The sequence below is a fragment of the Sphingomonas sp. Leaf21 genome, from assembly GCF_916858675.1.
Taxonomy (GTDB): domain Bacteria; phylum Pseudomonadota; class Alphaproteobacteria; order Sphingomonadales; family Sphingomonadaceae; genus Sphingomonas.
In genome coordinates this window covers 540,078-556,510 of record NZ_CAKASM010000001.1, presented here as the reverse complement: position 1 = coordinate 556,510, position 16,433 = coordinate 540,078, and the positions used below count along the sequence as shown (strand labels likewise).

The following is a 16,433-nucleotide window of genomic DNA, read 5'->3' as shown; positions in this document are numbered from 1 at the left end:
ATTCGTGCCGAGGCTCACGCCCGGCCGTTCTGCGATGCGATGCGGTAGCGGAAGTCGGCGAAGTCGACATGGCCGCGCTCGGCGAGGTCGTGAAAGGTGAACAGGCCGATCCGGTCGCCGCGATAGTCGCGCCACTGCATCGTATAGGGCGTTCCGAACGGCTGGAACCGCCCGTCGCCGCCGTCATGCTCGAACTGCGCCACCCCCTCGACGCCCCAGCGCGTCGCGAGGCGCAGGCGCGGTGCGGCGATCACGGGGCCTTCCACGACAAGATCGTCCTGCGCGATGCAGAGCCTGCGCACGCCCGCCGCCTGCCGAACGCCGATCCACGCGCCGGTCCCGGACAGATGGCTGAGGCCCGCCGTCTGGCCATCGACCATGCCGGACAGGTCGAACACGACACTGGCGCGGTTGTCGGCGGTGCGCCATGCCCGCTGGGTCAGCATGTTGCCGACGCCGCGCAGCCCGGCACGCGCCGGGCGGAACGCCTTCAGCCGCAGCCAGCCGGGACGTTCGCCGAGCGAAAAGGCCTCGCGGCGCGGGGCATGGTTCCATTCCCAGACCGGCTTCAGCCCCTTCGCGAAATCGTCCGACAGGTCGGGCAGGGGCGGGCGGGTCGAGCGGATCGGCTTGCGCGATTGCCACACCATATTGCCGATGCCGTCCGGCCCCGGGCGACCGATGATCGGCCAGCCATCGGTCCATGTCACGGGCAGCAGGCACATGGCGCGCCCCTCCCAGGCACCGTGCCCCTGGTGGGTCAGGAACCACCAGCCGCCATCGGGCGCCTGCAGCAATCCACCCTGATTGGGTTCGCGGTCGACCCGCGCATTCACATGGCCGAGCTGGACCGCGGGGGCGTCCTTCAGGCCCATCAGGCTGGACGCGCGCGCCATCATCGGCACGCGGCCCTCGGGGCGGACCTCGCTGAAATAATGATAATAGGTCCGGCCGAAGCGATAGAGCTTGTTCGCCTCCGACCCTTGCGACTGGTGGATCGGGATCGCCGACGCCGGTTCGATGCGCATCCCGTCCCGGCTCATCCGGTAGAGGCTGATGACATAGGATTTCCCCGTCACCGGATCGGCCGCGAAGCGGGTCATGACCAGCCAGGCGGAGCCGTCCGTGTCCCAGAAGGGGCAGGGGTCGTCGAAGCCCGGCTGGCGCAGAAGCGATCGCGGCGGCGCCCATGGCCCTTCGGCGCGGGTGGCGGTGGTGACGTACAGGCCGCTTTCGGGCGAGGCGAAATAGACGTGGAACCGCCCGGCATGGTGGCGGATCGCCCCGGCCCACATGCCCCCGCCATAACCGTCCATCCGCGCCCATGTCTGCGCCGCCTCGCCCAGCGCCGACAGGTCGGCGACGGCATGGCCGATCGTCGTCCAGTTGACCATGTCGGTCGAGCGCAGGATCACCATCGCCGGGCTCATGTGGAGCGTCGAGCTGATCGCGTAATAGCTATCGCCGACCCGGATCGCGTCGAGGTCGGAATAGTCGGCGGGCAGGATCGGGTTGACGAAGCTGCCGTCCCCCTGATCCCCCCAGCGCGGCAGGGGCGAGAGTGGGGGCGAGAGTAGGGGCGAGGCGGCGAGCGGCGCCTCCGCGCCCGCCGCCCCGGGACGGACCCCGGTGGCGCCGAGCGCGGACAGGCCGAGCAGGACGCTCCGCCGGTCGGTCACTGCGCGGGACGCAGCCAGCCGACGAAGCCGCCCTGCGCGCGCAGCGTCGTGTCGATCGACCCCGTCGACCGCACGGTCCGTTCGGTCCGGGCAAAGGCATCGGGCTTTGCCGGATCGTCGGCCAGCGACACCAGCTTCCAGTCGCCCGCGCCGAGGAAGCGCAGGTCGATCTTCAGCGGACGGGCGGTGGTGCCGTTGATGACCCCCACGAACCAGTCCTTGCCGTGCCGCCGGGCAAAGCCCGCCATGGTGCCCGGCTCGCTGCCCGGCAGGACGATCGTTTCGTCCCAGACCGCCGGGATCGCCTTTATCACGTCGAGCGCGGGGTTTTGCAGATAGGTCGGGGGATAGCCGCCCATCGACAGGAAGGGCGAGGTGAACAGGACCGCCTGTGCCAGTTCGTGCGACCAGCTATTGCCCTGCAACTCCCTGGGCGCGAACACGGTCGGGGTATAGTCGCCCGGCCCGACGACATAGCGGGTGAAGGGCAGGATCGTGTCATGATCGCCCGGCAGCACGCGGTGGTAGCGGGTGATGTGCCATTCGTGACCGCGCACGCCTTCGCGGGTCAGGACGTTGGGCCAGGTCCGCTCGGTGCCCGTGGGTTTCAGTGCGCCGTGGAAATCGACCATCAGCTTTTCGGCGGCCGCATCCCGCGCGAAATCCTCATACCAGGTCGTCCAGTAGAAATTGGGATTTTGCGGGAAGTCGACCTTCACGCCGACGATGCCCAGTTCGGCGTAGCGACGCAATGTCGCGCGGCGCTGGTTGCGGTCGAACATCTCGTTGCTGTGCACCCAGACCCAGATGCCCACGCCCTGCGACTCGGCGTAGCGCACCGTGTCTTCCATCGTCTCCCACTTGCGCTTCCAGCTCGCCCAGCCTTCGTCGACCAGATAATAGGGGTAGCCGAGCTGCTTGGTCCAATCGACCCACTGGTGCTGGTCATCCTCCCGCGGGCCGCCGATCGCCAGCCACTGCCAGCTGGAGACGCCGGGGCGGATCCAGTCCGCATTGGCCAGTTCGGGGGCCGGCGGCGGGTTGAGGTTCTGGACCAGCGTCGAATTGACAAGGCCGGTCAGGTCGCGCGCGATGATGGTTACGCGCCAGGGCTGCACCACCGGCGCATAGGTCGTCCAGCCCATGGGATCGACATACAGGAAGGTGTTGAGCATCCCCGACGCATCGGCGGACAGGCCCGAATCGCCGTAATTGACCACCGCCGCCTCGCTTAGCGTGACATAATAGCGGCCGATCTTGGCGGTCAGCGGCAGGCCTAGCGAGCGCCCCTTCAGCTGACGGAGCGTGCGGCTCTCATAGACCTGCTCGTAACCGGGATCGATCCGGGTGACCCACACGCGCGGATCGGGGGCGGCGAACTTCCAGCCGGACCGGTCGGCCTCGACCATCTGTTCCGGCTTGGCGGGCAGGCGCAGCCGGACGCCGACGCCGTCATCGGCGACATGGATATCCGCCTCGAACCGGGTGCCGTGCGTGGTCAGGGTGACGGTGGCGACATTGGCGCGGTCGACGGCCTCCGCCTTGCCGCCGTCGAAGCGATAGCGACTGTCCGTCTTGCTGCGCGCCACGGCGCCGATCACGGCATCCTCACCCAGCTCGACGCCATCGACCCGCATACCGATGGGCGAGGGGTTGAGGATCGCCTGTCCGTCGACCGTCACCCGGTAGCTCAGCTTGCCCGCCGTGTCGGACACGATCGCCTGGACCTTGCCATCGGGGCTGGCGACCGTCACCGACTTCGCCTGTGCCGCCGACAGCGGCAGGGCCAGCGCCATGCCGACGATCGCCGTTACGCTTGCGCTTCGACGAAGCATCGAAATTCCCATCATCTCAACATTCCTCATCTCGAAAGATTGCGCGCGCTCACCGCGCCTTAAAATAGTCCAGCAGCCGATCCGCCTCGGCCGGGGTGATCGCTGTCACCGATCCGTGTTTGGGGGAGGTGAAATTGGTCGTCGTCATCGGCGACCCCGGATCGTTGAACCGCCCGATGTTGCGGAAGGTGCGGAAATCGGTCGTCTCCGAAAAGCCCATGTTGTTGGGCCGCGCGCCAAAGACGTCGTACATCAGCACATAGGTGCCGGTGCCATGCCGCCGCCACAGCATCGGCGCCTCGGTATCGACCGCTTCGGGATCGACCTTGGTCGGGTCGTAGACATAGCCCCCGGTCAGCCGGGCGGACGTCGCCTGCCGCAAATGGCCGCCGCCATCGTCGGTGCTGAAGAACATGTGATAGCGATCGCCGATGCGGGTGATGTCCGCATCGACCGCGTTCTTGCCCGCGCGGGGGACGGCGAACAGCGGCTTCGGTTCGGTCGTCAGCGTGCGGAACGCGGGATCGGCATAGGAATAGACGATCGAATGCACGCCCTTGCCGATGCGGCTGGTGTAATAGACCATGATCTTTCGCGCGCGCGGATCGTAGATAGCCTCCGGTGCCCATGCGACCCCCGCCTCACGATAGGCGGGGAACAGCCGGGTCACATCGACCCGCGCATGGGTCCAGTGGATCAGGTCGCGGCTTTTCATCAGGATGATGCTGCGGTTGTTGCCCCAGCCATAATCCTGTTCGGGACGCTGCCACGGCGTGTCGCGCAGCCCCTCCTGCTTCGCGAAGATGTGCAGGTCGGTCATGGTCAGGTAGAAGGCGCCGTCCGGTCCCCGCATCAGATAGGGGTCGCGTATGCCTTTCTGTTCGGCCACGTCGCGGCCCGACAATACCGGCTGACCGTCATGCACATCGGTGAAACGATACCCGTCCTTCGAAACCGCGAAGAACAGGGAGTGCGCATGTTCCTTGAAATAGACGAGTAGATAGGCCGTTTTGCTCGCCTCGCCCGGCGGAGTCGCGCGGCGCGCGGGCAGTCGGTCGACGAGCTGAAGCTGGGGGGCGATGGCCGGGGGCGGATCCTGCGCGGCGGCGGCGGTCGCGACCGACATGCCCAACGCGGCAAGGTACGATCCCCAGCGGCCCCACCTCTTCGCGGGCTTGCCCACTCTGGCCGTTCTCGCCGACAGGCTGCCGCTGCTTTTTTTCCTGGCAAACGTCATGGTGCGATTACCTGTATCTACTGCCGGCCAGGCTGCTGACATGGGTGGAAGGGCGAGATCGTTGCGAAACGGTCGGCGTGTCACGATCCCGGGGCGGGGCGGAATTGCCAGCGATCGAAATCGAACAACGCCTCACCGCCGCCGTTGAAGACCAGGAACAGGTCGTGCACGCCCGTCGCGCCGGTGACGGCGGCGGTTTCGGTCCGCCACGCCGGACTGTCGTCATTCTTCGGCGCGAGGGTGCCGACCTCCGGGCCATCCACCCGGTCGAGGTGCAGGGTGATCGTCGGTCTGCCACGAACCCGCGCGACGCTGGCGGCGAAGCTGGCCGCGCCGCGCCCGAAATCGACGCCGCCGACCTTGATGAAACTGCGGTCGGCGATGCGGGTGACATGGACGCGGCCGTCCTCGCCCTGATCGGTCGTTACGCCCGGCGCCCAGCGATAGGGGCGGTCGCGGTCGCGGCCGATGCGCGAGGTCCAGGCGATCGTCTCCGCCTCCACCCAGTGATAGGGATCGACCGGCGCGATCTGCTCGACGCCGCGATCGTCCCACCAGGGCAGGCGGGGAATGGTGCCGTCGGGGTTATAGCGGAATTCCCGCAGCGTGATCGACCGCCGCTCGTGATGGATCGGGGTCAGCGCGAAGTTCAGCTCGTAATGAAAGCCGAACAGATAGCTATGGCTCTTATAGTCGATGATGCCGGGATGGTTGCCGGTGGAGGCGGCGTTGGGGTCCATGATCGGCCCCTTGGGCACCCAGGGGCCGGTCGGCTTGTCGGCCATCGCATAGCCGATCCCCTCCGGGCAGCAGGTCGAGGCATAGGCCATATAATAATGCGGCCCGCGTTTGTAGAACCAGGGGCCTTCCTGATAGTCGATCGGCTTGTCGACCTTGACGATCGGGCCGGTCGTGCTCGTCATGTCGCGGTTGAGCTTGACGTACCAGATGTCGGGATTGCCCCAATATAGATAGGCCTGGCCGTCATCGTCGATCGCGACGGTCGGGTCGATCGCACCGTTGCGCGCGGGAATCAGCGGCTTGCCGATCGGATCGCGAAACGGCCCCTCGGGCTTGTCGGCGACCGCGACGGCGATCACCGTGTCGGGCCTTCCCGCCACCCGGACCGGCGCGTAGAAATAGAATTTGCCGTCGCGCGCGATCACCTGCGGCGCCCAGGCGCCATTGTCCTGCTGCGCCCAGGGGAAGGTCTTGAGCGAGGCGGGCGATCCGCGGTCGGTCCAGTTGACCATGTCGGTCGAGCTGTAGAGCCGCCAGTCGCGCATGTCGAAGCTGGTGGCCCCGTCCTCGTCATGCCCGGTGTAGAGATAGACGACGCCGTCATGGACCAACGGCGCGGGGTCGGCGGTGAAGCGGGTCTGGACGATCGGATTGTCGGCCTGCGCCCCGCCGGGCGTCAGGCTCAAGGCCAGCACTGCCAGCGCGATGCGAAACGACTGCCATCGGTTTGCCATATCCGGTCCTCCCTTACCGGCCTGAGCGACACGCTTTGCTGCGCAGAGCCCATCCCATCTTTTGCAGCAGACGCGGTTTCCACGTGACAGCTGCGCATCCTGCCGAGTCACGTGGTCGTAACGGCGAGAGGGGCGGTCCATCAAGAGGCCACGTCATCCCTATGAGCGCAATTTTGCCGATGCCTTTAAATATATCGTGGTATGGCAGTAGCATAGCGGTCTTGAAGACAAGGTTCTATTTTCAATATCGCCATTGAAGGAGGATGATCCATGTCAATCGTCAATCATGTACCGGCGAAATGGCATCCGCAACGCACTGTAATGTCTCATCAATTGAGTCGAATATCGCAGAGTTTCTAGATACAGGCACGTAAACTAAGCAAATTCGATTAATAAAAGTTCTAGAAATTTGCTGATATTGGTCAAGATGCTTGCGCGGTCTTGTGGAGAATGACAGATTGGCGTTCATGAAGTGACGGCGAAGGATGGTTGGAATGAAGGTGAATCGGCGGGATCTGCTCGGGGCAGTGGGCGTCGCTGGCGCGTCGACCGCACTGGGCGCCATGCCCGCAGCGGCCGCAGGTGCGAAGTCAGGCGGTCGGCCTTTCACGCCCGACTGGAACTCGCTTGCCGAGGGGTATAGCGCGCCCGATTGGTTCCGGGACGCCAAGTTCGGCATGTGGGCGCATTGGGGGCCGCAATGCGTGCCCGAGGCTGGGGACTGGTACGCCCGCGACATGTATCTGCAGGGTTCGGGCGCGTACAATACCCATGTCCGCAAATACGGCCATCCGAGCAAGGTCGGTTTCCTCGACGTCATCGGCCAGTTCAAGGCGGAAAACTGGAACCCCGAGCGGCAGCTGGATCTCTACACCCGCGCGGGCGCCAAATATTTCGTGTCGATGGCCAATCACCACGACAATTTCGACAATTTCAACTCGCCCCACCCCTGGAACTCGACGCGGGTCGGGCCCAAGCGCGATATCGTCGGCACCTGGGCGAAGGCGGCACGGGCGCGCGGGCTGCGCTTCGGCGTATCCAACCACAGCGCGCATAGCTGGCACTGGTATCAGACCGCCTATGGCTATGACGCCGAAGGCCCGATGCAGGGCAAGCGCTATGATGCGGATTGGCGGACCAAGGCCGATGGCAAGGGCACCTGGTGGGAAGGGCTGGACCCGCAGGTCCTTTATAACGGACCGATCATGCGGATCCCGGATGGCTATACCAACCGGACGGAGGCCGACGATTGGCATCGCCGCACCGACAGCCTGTGGAACGAAGGCAAGCCGCCCCACCGCCCGGACCTCGCCGCCGCCTGGGCGCGCCGTTGCCGGGCGCTGATCGACCAGTACCAGCCCGATCTTCTGTATTTCGACGATTTCGACCTGCCCATGGAAGAATATGGTCTTGAGATCGCCGCCTATTACTACAACGCAAATCGCCGCTGGCATAACGGGCGGCTGGAGGCGGTGCTCAACGTCAAGACCACCCCGGCGCAGCGGCGCATGGCGGTGGTCGACGATGTCGAGCGCGGGGGCAAGACCTATATCGAGACCTATCCCTGGCAGACCGACACCTGCATCGGCGGCTGGCATTACAGCCGCGGCGTCTATGACCGGGACGGTTACAAGAACGCGACGGCGGTGATCCACACCTTGTGCGACGTCGTGTCGAAGAACGGCAATCTGCTGCTCAACGTGCCGATGCGCGGCGACGGCACGATCGACGAGAAGGAAGAGGCGGTCGTCGAAGGTATTGCCGCCTGGATGGGCCGCTATGGCGGCGCGATCTATGGTACGCGGCCGTGGCGTGTCTTCGGGGAAGGTCCCGGCTCTGGCGGTGGCGGCATGTTCAGCGAGGCGCAGCGGTCGTACTACAAGGCCGACGATGTCCGCTATGTCCGTAAGGGGGAGGACGTTCATGCGCTGGTGCTGGGTTGGCCCGACGACGGGGTGGTCCGGCTGAACCGTTTCGCCAACGGCAACAGCATCGGGCGGGGACAGGTCGAGCGGGTCACGCTGTTCGGCGACAAGACGCCGCTCGCCTTCAAGCGAACCGATCAGGGGCTTGAGATTACTCTCCCGACGGGGGCGAAAGAAGCGATCGGCGTGCCGCTCGTTCTGTCCGGGTCCGGCCTGGTGGAAGGCAGCGTGGCGTAGATGGGGGACTTCGGCACTTGATAGTCTGATATGTCGTGACGATGCCGCGATGGCGCTGCCGCAGCTCGTGCGCAATCACGCGGCGGACGAATGGAAACGACCGCCGCGCGAATGGGGTGAGGCCAAAAAGCCAGTTCGCCGTGAACTTCGGCGAGCGCTTGGTCATCCGACGGTGACCGGCCTGCCGCATAAAAGTCCTGACAGTCCCCGACGCGACGAACGGCGCCGACTTCGACGCCTTTCTCGAGGCCGCCGAAGCACGGTTCGGGCGCGTCCACGTGCTGGTCAACGATGCGATCGCGCAGCCCAAGGGCATCGACGTGCCGACCCCCGGTGGCCGGCACGCCCATGCTATCCGTCAGGCCGTCGCACCGCCATCGATGTTGAGCGTCGTGCCGGTGATGTAGCTGGCATCCGGTCCGGCGAGAAACGCAACCGCGCCCGCGATCTCCTCGACCTTGCCATAGCGGCCAAGCGGGATCGCCTGCAGCACCTGCCCTGCGAAGTCGCTGTCGGCCGGGTTCATATCGGTGTCGATCGGCCCTGGCTGGACGGTGTTGACCAGGATGTTGCGAGGCGCAAGCTCCTTGGCCCAGCCGCGTGCCAGCGCCGCCACGGCGGCCTTGGTCGCGCTGTAGACGGTGGTCGCGGGGAAGGCCATCTCGCCCGAGATGCTACCGATCAGGATGATCCGCCCGCCGTCGCGAAGGTGCGGCAGGGCCGCGCGGGTGCCGACATGCAGACCCTTCACGTTGACGGCGAACTGACGGTCGTAGGTGTCGTCGGTGTCCTCGGTCACCGAGGAGAACTCGGCCACCCCGGCATTGTGGACCAGGATGTCGATCCCACCCAGGGCGGCGGCGGCCTGTTCGACGCCCGCGCGCTGCGAGGCGGGATCGGCGGCGTTTGCCTGGAAGGCGAAAGCGGTGCCGCCCGCACTCTCGATCGCCGCCACCGCGGCGTCGGCGGCGGCCTTGTTACCGGCATAGGTGATCGCCACGGTCGCGCCATCCGCCGCGAGACGCTTGGCGATGGCCGCTCCGATACCGCGCGATCCGCCGGTGACGAGCGCGGTCCTGCCCTGAATCGACATATTTATTCTCCAAAAATGCTGGCCCGCGACCACGGCATGGTGCGCTGTCGGCAAGCGGAAGATGGGATGACGCTTCGATAGTTCAATAATGCCGAACTATTAAATTCGATATCGTGCCCTATATTCGTCTCATGCCTCGCTTCACTCACCCCCGGCTGGAGGACGTTCCGCTCGATCTGGCGCTGCACGCGCTGGCCGATCCCAATCGGCTGGCCATGGTGGCGCGGCTCGCGGCGACCGAGCGGCTGAGTTGCACCGATGCCGCGCCGTGCGAGACGATTCCGAAAAGCACGCTCTCCAACCACTTGAAGCTGTTGCGCGGAGCGGGGCTGATCGAGACGACGCAGGCCGGGCGTGAAATGATCAACACGCTGCGCCGCGCCGAATTCGACCAGCGCTTTCCCGGCCTTCTCGACGCGGTGCTCGCCAATCGGTCGGCCTGATTACCGCCCGATCGCGTCGAGTTCGGCCACGGCATCGTCGGGCAGCGTCAGCGAGCCCGCGGCGAGGTTCTCGTGGAGGTGCTCCACCGACGAGGTGCCTGGGATCAACAGGATGTTGGGCGACCGCTGGAGCAGCCATGCCAGCGCCACCTGCATCGGCGTGGCCTTGAGCCGCGCCGCCACGCCGGACAGCGCCGCCGATTGCAGCGGGCTGAACCCGCCGAGCGGGAAGAAGGGCACATAGGCGATACCCTCCGTCGCCAGCGTGTCGATGAAGCCGTCGTCATCGCGGTGGGCGAGGTTATACTGGTTCTGGACGCAGACGATCTCGGCGATGTCGCGCGCTTCCCCCAACTGCGTCGGCGTCACGTTGCTGAGGCCGATATGACGCACCAAGCCCCGACGCTGCAGGTCCGCCAACGCCTTGAGCGGTGCGGCGAGCGATCCCTCGGCCGGACCATGCACGTCGAACATCAGGCGCAGATTGACGACGTCGAGCGTCTCCAGCCCGAGGTTCGTCAGGTTGTCCTCGACGGCGCGGGTCACTTCGTCCGGCTCGAACGCGGGCAGCCAGGACGCATCGTCACCGCGACGCGCGCCGATCTTGGTCACGATCAGCAGGTCGTCGGTGTAGGGGTATAATGCCTCGCGGATCAGCCGATTGGTGACGTGCGGGCCATAGAAGTCGCTGGTGTCGATGTGATTGACACCGGCCTCCATGGCGGCGCGAAGCACGGCAAGCGCGCCGTCCCTGTCGCGCGGCGGGCCGAACACACCGGGCCCGGCGAGTTGCATCGCGCCATAGCCAAGCCGCCGCACGCTGCGTCCGGCGAAGGGATAGGTGCCTGCCTGGTCGATCGTCATCGTTATTCTCCTTGCTGGCCCCGAAATACGGCTTGCGGATCGTAACGATAAGCGGGAGTGATCCGCACGGGCTGTACGGAAAACCGAACGATGAAAGCCGACCTTGCCGATCTCAACGCGTTCCTGACGGTCGCACAGGCGCGTGGATTTCGCGACGCAGCCCGGACCACCGGATCGAGCGCCTCCACGCTCAGCGAGGCGGTACGCAGACTGGAGGCGCGGCTGGGCGTCCGGCTGCTCCATCGCACCACACGCAGCGTCGTGCCGACCGAGGCGGGCACGCGGCTGATCGAGCGACTGGCACCGGCGCTGGGCGAGGTGGAGGCGGCGCTCGATGTCGTGAACCTGTTCCGGGACAAACCGGCAGGTACGCTCAGGCTCAACGTGCCGGTCAGCGCGGCGCGGCTGGTGCTCCCGGCGATCCTGCCGGGCTTCCTCGCCGCCTATCCCGACATTCAGGTCGAGATCGTCGCGGAGGACGGGTTCGTCGACATGGTCGCATCAGGCTGCGATGCCGGCATCCGCCATGACGAACGGCTGGAGCAGGACATGATCGCGGTGCCGATCGGCCCGCGGGTCCAGCGTTTCGCGACCGCGGCGGCGCCCGCCTATCTCGATGCGCGCGGGTGCCCCGGCCATCCGCGCGACCTGCTGACCCACGCCTGCCTGCGCGGCCGCTTCACCAGCGGCGCGCTCACCAGCCCCTGGGAGTTCGAACGCGATGGCGAGATCGTGCGGATCGAGCCGCAGGGCCCGCTGATCGCCAGCGTGTCCGGCGCGGCCGACCTGCTGGTCGACATGGCAATCGCGGGCGGCGGGATCATCCACCTGTTCGAGGATTGGCTCGCGCCAGCGCTGGCGAGCGGCGCGCTCGAAGCCGTGCTGCCCGACTGGTGGCAATCCTTCTCTGGTCCGTTCCTCTATTATTCGGGCCGCCGTCTGGTGCCGCCGCCGCTGCGCGCGTTCGTCGATTACATTCGCGGCTAGAGCATCGCGAGCGGTTCGGGAGCGCGTGGGGGCGGAAAGAGCGTGTCGAGGCGGTGCAACTCGGCCTCGGACAGCGTGAGGTCCAGCGCGGCACGATTGTCCCGGACATGCGCGACCGATCCGGCCTTGGGGATGGGCAGGACGCCGTCCCGTGCCAGCAGCCAGGCAAGCGCGATCTGCGCTGGCGTGACCGCGCGGTCCCCGGCCATGGCGGCAAGGTCGGGATGCGCCAGCAGACGACCTTGTTCGACCGGGCTATAGGCCATGACCGGCATGTGATGCCGTGCGAGCCACGGGATCAGGTCATAGTCCGGACCGCGTCTGGTCAGGTTGTAGAGAATCTGGTCGGTCTGACAGCCTTCGCCGCCGGTCGCGACGAGTTCCTCCATGTCGTGGGCATCGAGGTTGCTCACGCCCCAGCGAAGGATCTTGCCCGCCGCGACCAGTCGCTCCATCGCCTCGACCGTCTCCGCGAGCGGTACGCGCCCGCGCCAGTGCAGCAGGTAGAGGTCGAGCCGATCGGTCCCGAGCCGGTCGAGGCTCGCTTCGCAGGCGTGCTGGAGCCGGTCGCGCGAGGCATTCTGGGGATAGGCCTTGCTGACGAGGAACACCTCGTCGCGCACGCCCGCGATTGCCTCCCCGACGAGGCGTTCGGACTCGCCGTCGGCATACATCTCGGCGGTGTCGATCAGGGTCAGGCCGAGTGACAGCCCTTCGCGAAGCGCGGCGATCTCGTCGGACCGGCGGGCGGGATCTTCCGCCATCATCCAGGTGCCCTGGCCAAGCGCGGGGACGGTCGTACCGTCGGGAAAGCGGATCGTCTTCATGCTGCGGTCAACGTCCGACATGGCGGAACGGACCAAGCGCTGTCCGGCGACGTCGGGTCGCCGGAGGCGGGAGGACCGGTCGAAGATCGCCGCTTCCCGTGCTTGGGCGACAGCCGTACCCAACCCTGCCGAGCCGTGTGGCGGAGATACCGGCACGTTCGGCTCGACATGCTTCGGGCGAAGAGGCCTCAATAGCTGATCGTGACCGTCGCCAGCACGCTTCTGGGGGCGTTGTAATAGCCCTGGTCGTAGGTGAGCGCGTTGATCGCCTTGGTGTTGGTGACGTTGCGGACATTCACCGCCAGCTGGAGCTTGTCCGTGATCTTGTAGCTGCCGAGCAGATCGAGCGTCGCATATTTGTCCTGGGTGACGCGGATCGGCTGACCGGTGATCGTCGAGATGGTCGACCCGACGACGTAGATCTTCGTCTGATATTGAAGCGATGCACCCAGCTTCAACGCGGGCAAGACCGGGGGGCTGTAGGTCAGGTTCAGCTTGGCGGTCTGGCGCGGAACGAAGGTGCGGGTCGGCGTGCCGTCATCGCCCTGGATGCGCATGATCGTATAGCCGCCGGTGGCCTGAACGCCGGGCAGGAGCTGGCCACCCAGTTCGAGTTCGATGCCTTCGGACCTGGAATTGACGCCACGATAGATGGTCTGCCCGATCGTCGGATCGAACCCCGCCGCTTCGGCGAAATTGTCCTGCCGGACACGGAACACCGACACGGCGGCGTTCAATCGACCTTCATACCATTCGCCCTTGAACCCGCCTTCGAGGCTGTTGCCCTTGATCGGGGCGATGAGGACGCCGCCTGCGCCGAAGACGTTCTGCGGATTGAAGATCGTGGCATAGCTGGCATAGGCGCTGACATGGCGCGTGAGATCGAGCGTCGCGCCGACAAAGGGCAGGAACCGGTTGTCGCGGTAATTGCTCGGAGCGCCATAGGAATAGCCCTCGCTTCGGGCCCAGGTATAGTTGGCGCCGAGGATGAGCTTGAGCGGATCGACCGGGCGCAGGCGCAGAGTTGCGTAGGCGGAGGTCCGCTGCTGGTGCGTATAGGTCGAGAACGCCGGATCGTCGCTGTACGTCGAGGGGAAGTTCGGGCGGGGGAAGCTGCCGTCGAACAGCTGGTCGAGCGGAACGGACAGTCCGATCGCCGCATTGTCATAGCGCGACAACTGACGATAGGTCAGCGCGCCGCGCAGGAAGCCGACGACGAGCATCTGCTCCTGACCCAGCGCCTCGAAGCTTCCGCTGGCATGAACGTCGAAGGTGAAGTCGCGGTTCGACGCCTTGAACGATCCCGGATAGGAAAACACCCCCAGGCCGGTGGCGCGATCGGGATTGCCATAGACGTAGAACAGGTCGTCCTGCTCGTTGGTCGCCCTGCGAAACGCGCTGGCCTTGATCAGCCACTTGTCGTTGAACTGATGGGTGATGTCGCCAAATATCTGGCGGTCGGTGACGTTGAAGCCCGCCCAGTCGGGACCGGTATTGGACGATCGCGCCAGCGGAATACGCGTGCCATCGGTATAATAGAGCGGCAGGGCACCCCATTGCGCCGCGGAACTCCGGTGGTTCTGATAGCCATAGCCGATGCTTGCGACGGTGTTCGCGCCGAGATCGGCCTCCACGATGCCATAGCCCGTCCAGCGACGCAGGTGGTAGCGATCGAGATAGCTGTCGGCATCCGAATAGACACCGACGCCAAGCGCCCGGATATGACCGTCCTTGTCGAGTGGCGTCGAGACATCACCCTGCAGGCGAAGACTGTCGAACGATCCATATTGCGCCGATCCCGTCGCCTGGAAGTCGCGCGTCGGGCGCTTGCGGATGAAATTGACGACAGCGGAGGGGTTGCCGACGGGCGAGAGCAATCCGGGCGCGCCCTTCAATATCTCGACATGGTCGTAGATGGCGGTGTCGATCGAGCCGACCTGCACCGCAAAGGCCGGAGGCAGGCCGAGGCCGTCGACCTGGAAGTTCTGCACGTCGAAACCGCGCGCCGAGTAATAGAAGCGGTCGGTTTCCTGGGGTTGGACGTTGAAGCCCGGTACGGTGGCGAGCAGCGCGTTGATGTCGTTGAGCTGAAAGTCGTCGATCTGCTGGCGCGTGACCACGCTGATCGCCTGTGGCGTGTCGCGGATGCTGATCGGCAGGCGATAGGCCGAGCTCTGATCCGGCGTCGTATAGGCGTCCGTACCCTTGGTCTGCTGGGCGGTGACGATGATCTCCTCGCTGACAGCCCTTTGCGGAACGGTATCAGGCGCAACGGCAACAACAGCCAGCATCGTGAAAACGGGCGTCACGTAAAATCCCCCACTTGGTTCGCCTCGCCCCTAGAATGCTATTGCGACAAAGTGTCAATAGCAAATGCCGTTGGTTGGTATTCTGGCGATCCCGAGGCGTGCGATCGAATCAGGGTGGGAAACCTGTCGCCCGGGACCCTATGCGACCGGACGCAAGGTGAACCGGGTGATCTCGGAGGGGACGCCCAGCCGGAGAGCGAAGCCCGGCCATAGCCCGGTGCCATTGCTGACATAGAGCGTCATGCCACCGACGACGTACCGTCCCGACACAAACCCGGCATTGCCCCGCGCGACCAGCCGATCGAGCCCGCGGATCATGCCGCCATGCGTGTGTCCGGACAGTTGAAGCGCGACCCCGCGTGCGGCGGCGTCGTGGGCGTGGCGAGGCTGATGGTCGAGGAGGATGATCGGTGCGTCGGCGGGCACGCCGCGAAGCGCGAGGGCGAGGTCGGGACCGGCCTCGCCGACGCCGGGCGCCGACAGGTCAGTGACGCCGGCGACGATCAGCCGGTCGCCGCCCCGCTCGACCACGGCATGTGCGTTTGGCAACATGCGGAAACCGAGGTCCGACAGGTGGCGCATCCAGGCGCCGTAATCGAAGAAATATTCGTGATTGCCCGGTATGGCATAGACGCCGTCCGGCGCGCGCAACCGCTGTAATGGCGCCACGTCATGGCGACGCATCTCGACCGAACCATCGATGAAGTCGCCGGTCACGACGATCAGGTCGGCGCCGGACGCGTTGGTGCGGTCGACGACGGCCTGCGCCCACTCGGAGGTGAAGAGGCGGCTGACATGCAGGTCGGTCAGTTGGACGACCCTGTAGCCGTCGAAGGACGACGGCAGGTCGCGGATCGCCACGGTCACGTCCTTGACCGGCGGAACGCGGAGAGCGTTGGCGACGCCGATCCCGGCAAGCATGGCCGCCAGCACGGCGACAGCGTAACGAAACGCGTCAGCGTCCCGGATCGCCTCGCCATGTGCGAGCATCGCCACCAGCGTGCCGAGGTCCAAGGCCAGTTGTAACAGGGCGAGCAGGAGCAGCATGCCGAACGCCCAGTTGAAGAGGATCACGACCGGACGCGGAAATTCGGGTGCGAAGACCGACCCGGACGACAATCGGCTCCAAAGGTGGAACTGCGATGCGGCCAGCATCAGGACGGCGATCGGGATCTTGGCCAGGAGCGGCAGCGGCAAGGGCCATAGCCAGCGCGTAAGGACGACGAGCGCCGGAACGGCAAAGACGATATTGAAGATGGGGCGCACTCCCGACTTGTATGCGATGCCCCTTGTAAACGAGGCGCGAGCGTTGCGTGTCCGTCGGACGCTGGGGGCAAGGGCCCGGTCCAAGGTCGACACGGCATTAGCGGTCCGGACTCGCCGGATCGCGCTTCTCGGCCTGGTATGGCCATTCCCGGCTGAGCATCAGCGGCACCAAAGACAAATCCATAGAACTTCGTCCGTCGTAAAACGTATGTATCAGGCCATCCGTCGCATCTCCCCAGGCAAGAGGATGTCCCTT

General features: G+C 65.7%; 12 protein-coding genes and 1 pseudogene. 4 read left to right on the top strand and 9 right to left on the bottom strand.

Translation table 11 applies throughout. From position 1 onward, the window contains the following. Positions 1 to 14: 14 nt before the first annotated feature. From LRP66_RS02405 to LRP66_RS02390, 4 genes are all read right to left on the bottom strand, one after another. Positions 15 to 1,679: a glycoside hydrolase family 43 protein gene (locus LRP66_RS02405; protein ID WP_230480892.1), complete on the bottom strand. Its 1,665-nt coding sequence runs from the start codon at positions 1,677 to 1,679 to the stop codon at positions 15 to 17. Next, entirely contained in the window at positions 1,676 to 3,514 is a 1,839-nt protein-coding gene (locus LRP66_RS02400) for a glycoside hydrolase family 97 protein (RefSeq protein ID WP_230480891.1), read from the bottom strand. The genes LRP66_RS02405 and LRP66_RS02400 overlap by 4 nt, the downstream gene beginning before the upstream one ends. A 49-nt stretch (positions 3,515 to 3,563) precedes the next feature. Further along, the gene (locus LRP66_RS02395; protein WP_230480890.1) at positions 3,564 to 4,697 is read right to left on the bottom strand and encodes a glycoside hydrolase family 43 protein; all 1,134 of its coding nucleotides are present in this window, start codon (positions 4,695 to 4,697) and stop codon (positions 3,564 to 3,566) included. A 134-nt stretch (positions 4,698 to 4,831) separates the two neighbouring features. Further along, positions 4,832 to 6,226 (bottom strand): glycoside hydrolase family 43 protein, encoded by a 1,395-nt coding sequence (locus tag LRP66_RS02390; RefSeq protein WP_230480889.1) that lies wholly within the window; start codon positions 6,224 to 6,226, stop codon positions 4,832 to 4,834. 494 nt (positions 6,227 to 6,720) lie between these two features. On the opposite strand from LRP66_RS02390, the gene LRP66_RS02385 reads away from it, so the two are divergent. Then, positions 6,721 to 8,388, top strand: a complete 1,668-nt coding sequence (locus LRP66_RS02385; protein ID WP_230480888.1) for an alpha-L-fucosidase — start codon at positions 6,721 to 6,723, stop codon at positions 8,386 to 8,388. Positions 8,389 to 8,425: 37 nt separating this feature from the next. Next, positions 8,426 to 8,564: pseudogene (locus tag LRP66_RS02380) on the top strand (IS256 family transposase); the annotation flags it as partial. Between the two features lie 182 nt (positions 8,565 to 8,746). Here the strand turns inward: LRP66_RS02380 and LRP66_RS02375 are convergent. After that, positions 8,747 to 9,481 carry an SDR family oxidoreductase gene (locus LRP66_RS02375; protein WP_230480887.1) on the bottom strand — a complete coding sequence of 245 codons (735 nt, stop codon included), beginning with the start codon at positions 9,479 to 9,481 and terminating at the stop codon, positions 8,747 to 8,749. A gap of 131 nt (positions 9,482 to 9,612) precedes the next feature. On the opposite strand from LRP66_RS02375, the gene LRP66_RS02370 reads away from it, so the two are divergent. Further along, positions 9,613 to 9,924, top strand: coding sequence for an ArsR/SmtB family transcription factor (locus LRP66_RS02370; protein WP_230480886.1), 312 nt, complete (start codon positions 9,613 to 9,615; stop codon positions 9,922 to 9,924). Here LRP66_RS02370 and LRP66_RS02365 read toward each other — a convergent pair whose 3' ends face one another. Further along, positions 9,925 to 10,788 carry an aldo/keto reductase family oxidoreductase gene (locus tag LRP66_RS02365; RefSeq protein ID WP_230480885.1) on the bottom strand — a complete coding sequence of 288 codons (864 nt, stop codon included), beginning with the start codon at positions 10,786 to 10,788 and terminating at the stop codon, positions 9,925 to 9,927. It lies immediately after the preceding gene. Between the two features lie 90 nt (positions 10,789 to 10,878). On the opposite strand from LRP66_RS02365, the gene LRP66_RS02360 reads away from it, so the two are divergent. Beyond that, on the top strand, positions 10,879 to 11,775 hold the full coding sequence (locus LRP66_RS02360) for a LysR family transcriptional regulator (RefSeq protein ID WP_230480884.1): 897 nt from the start codon (positions 10,879 to 10,881) through the stop codon (positions 11,773 to 11,775). Here LRP66_RS02360 and LRP66_RS02355 read toward each other — a convergent pair. The 3 genes from LRP66_RS02355 to LRP66_RS02345 form a co-directional block, all read right to left on the bottom strand. Beyond that, positions 11,772 to 12,602, bottom strand: coding sequence for an aldo/keto reductase (locus LRP66_RS02355; RefSeq protein WP_230480883.1), 831 nt, complete (start codon positions 12,600 to 12,602; stop codon positions 11,772 to 11,774). The two genes, LRP66_RS02360 and LRP66_RS02355, sit on opposite strands and share 4 nt — an antisense overlap. Positions 12,603 to 12,790: 188 nt before the next feature. Next, positions 12,791 to 14,911, bottom strand: coding sequence for a TonB-dependent siderophore receptor (locus tag LRP66_RS02350; RefSeq protein ID WP_230480882.1), 2,121 nt, complete (start codon positions 14,909 to 14,911; stop codon positions 12,791 to 12,793). 138 nt (positions 14,912 to 15,049) lie between these two features. Continuing rightward, entirely contained in the window at positions 15,050 to 16,177 is a 1,128-nt protein-coding gene (locus LRP66_RS02345) for a metallophosphoesterase (RefSeq protein ID WP_230480881.1), read from the bottom strand. Between the last annotated feature and the right edge of the window lie 256 nt (positions 16,178 to 16,433).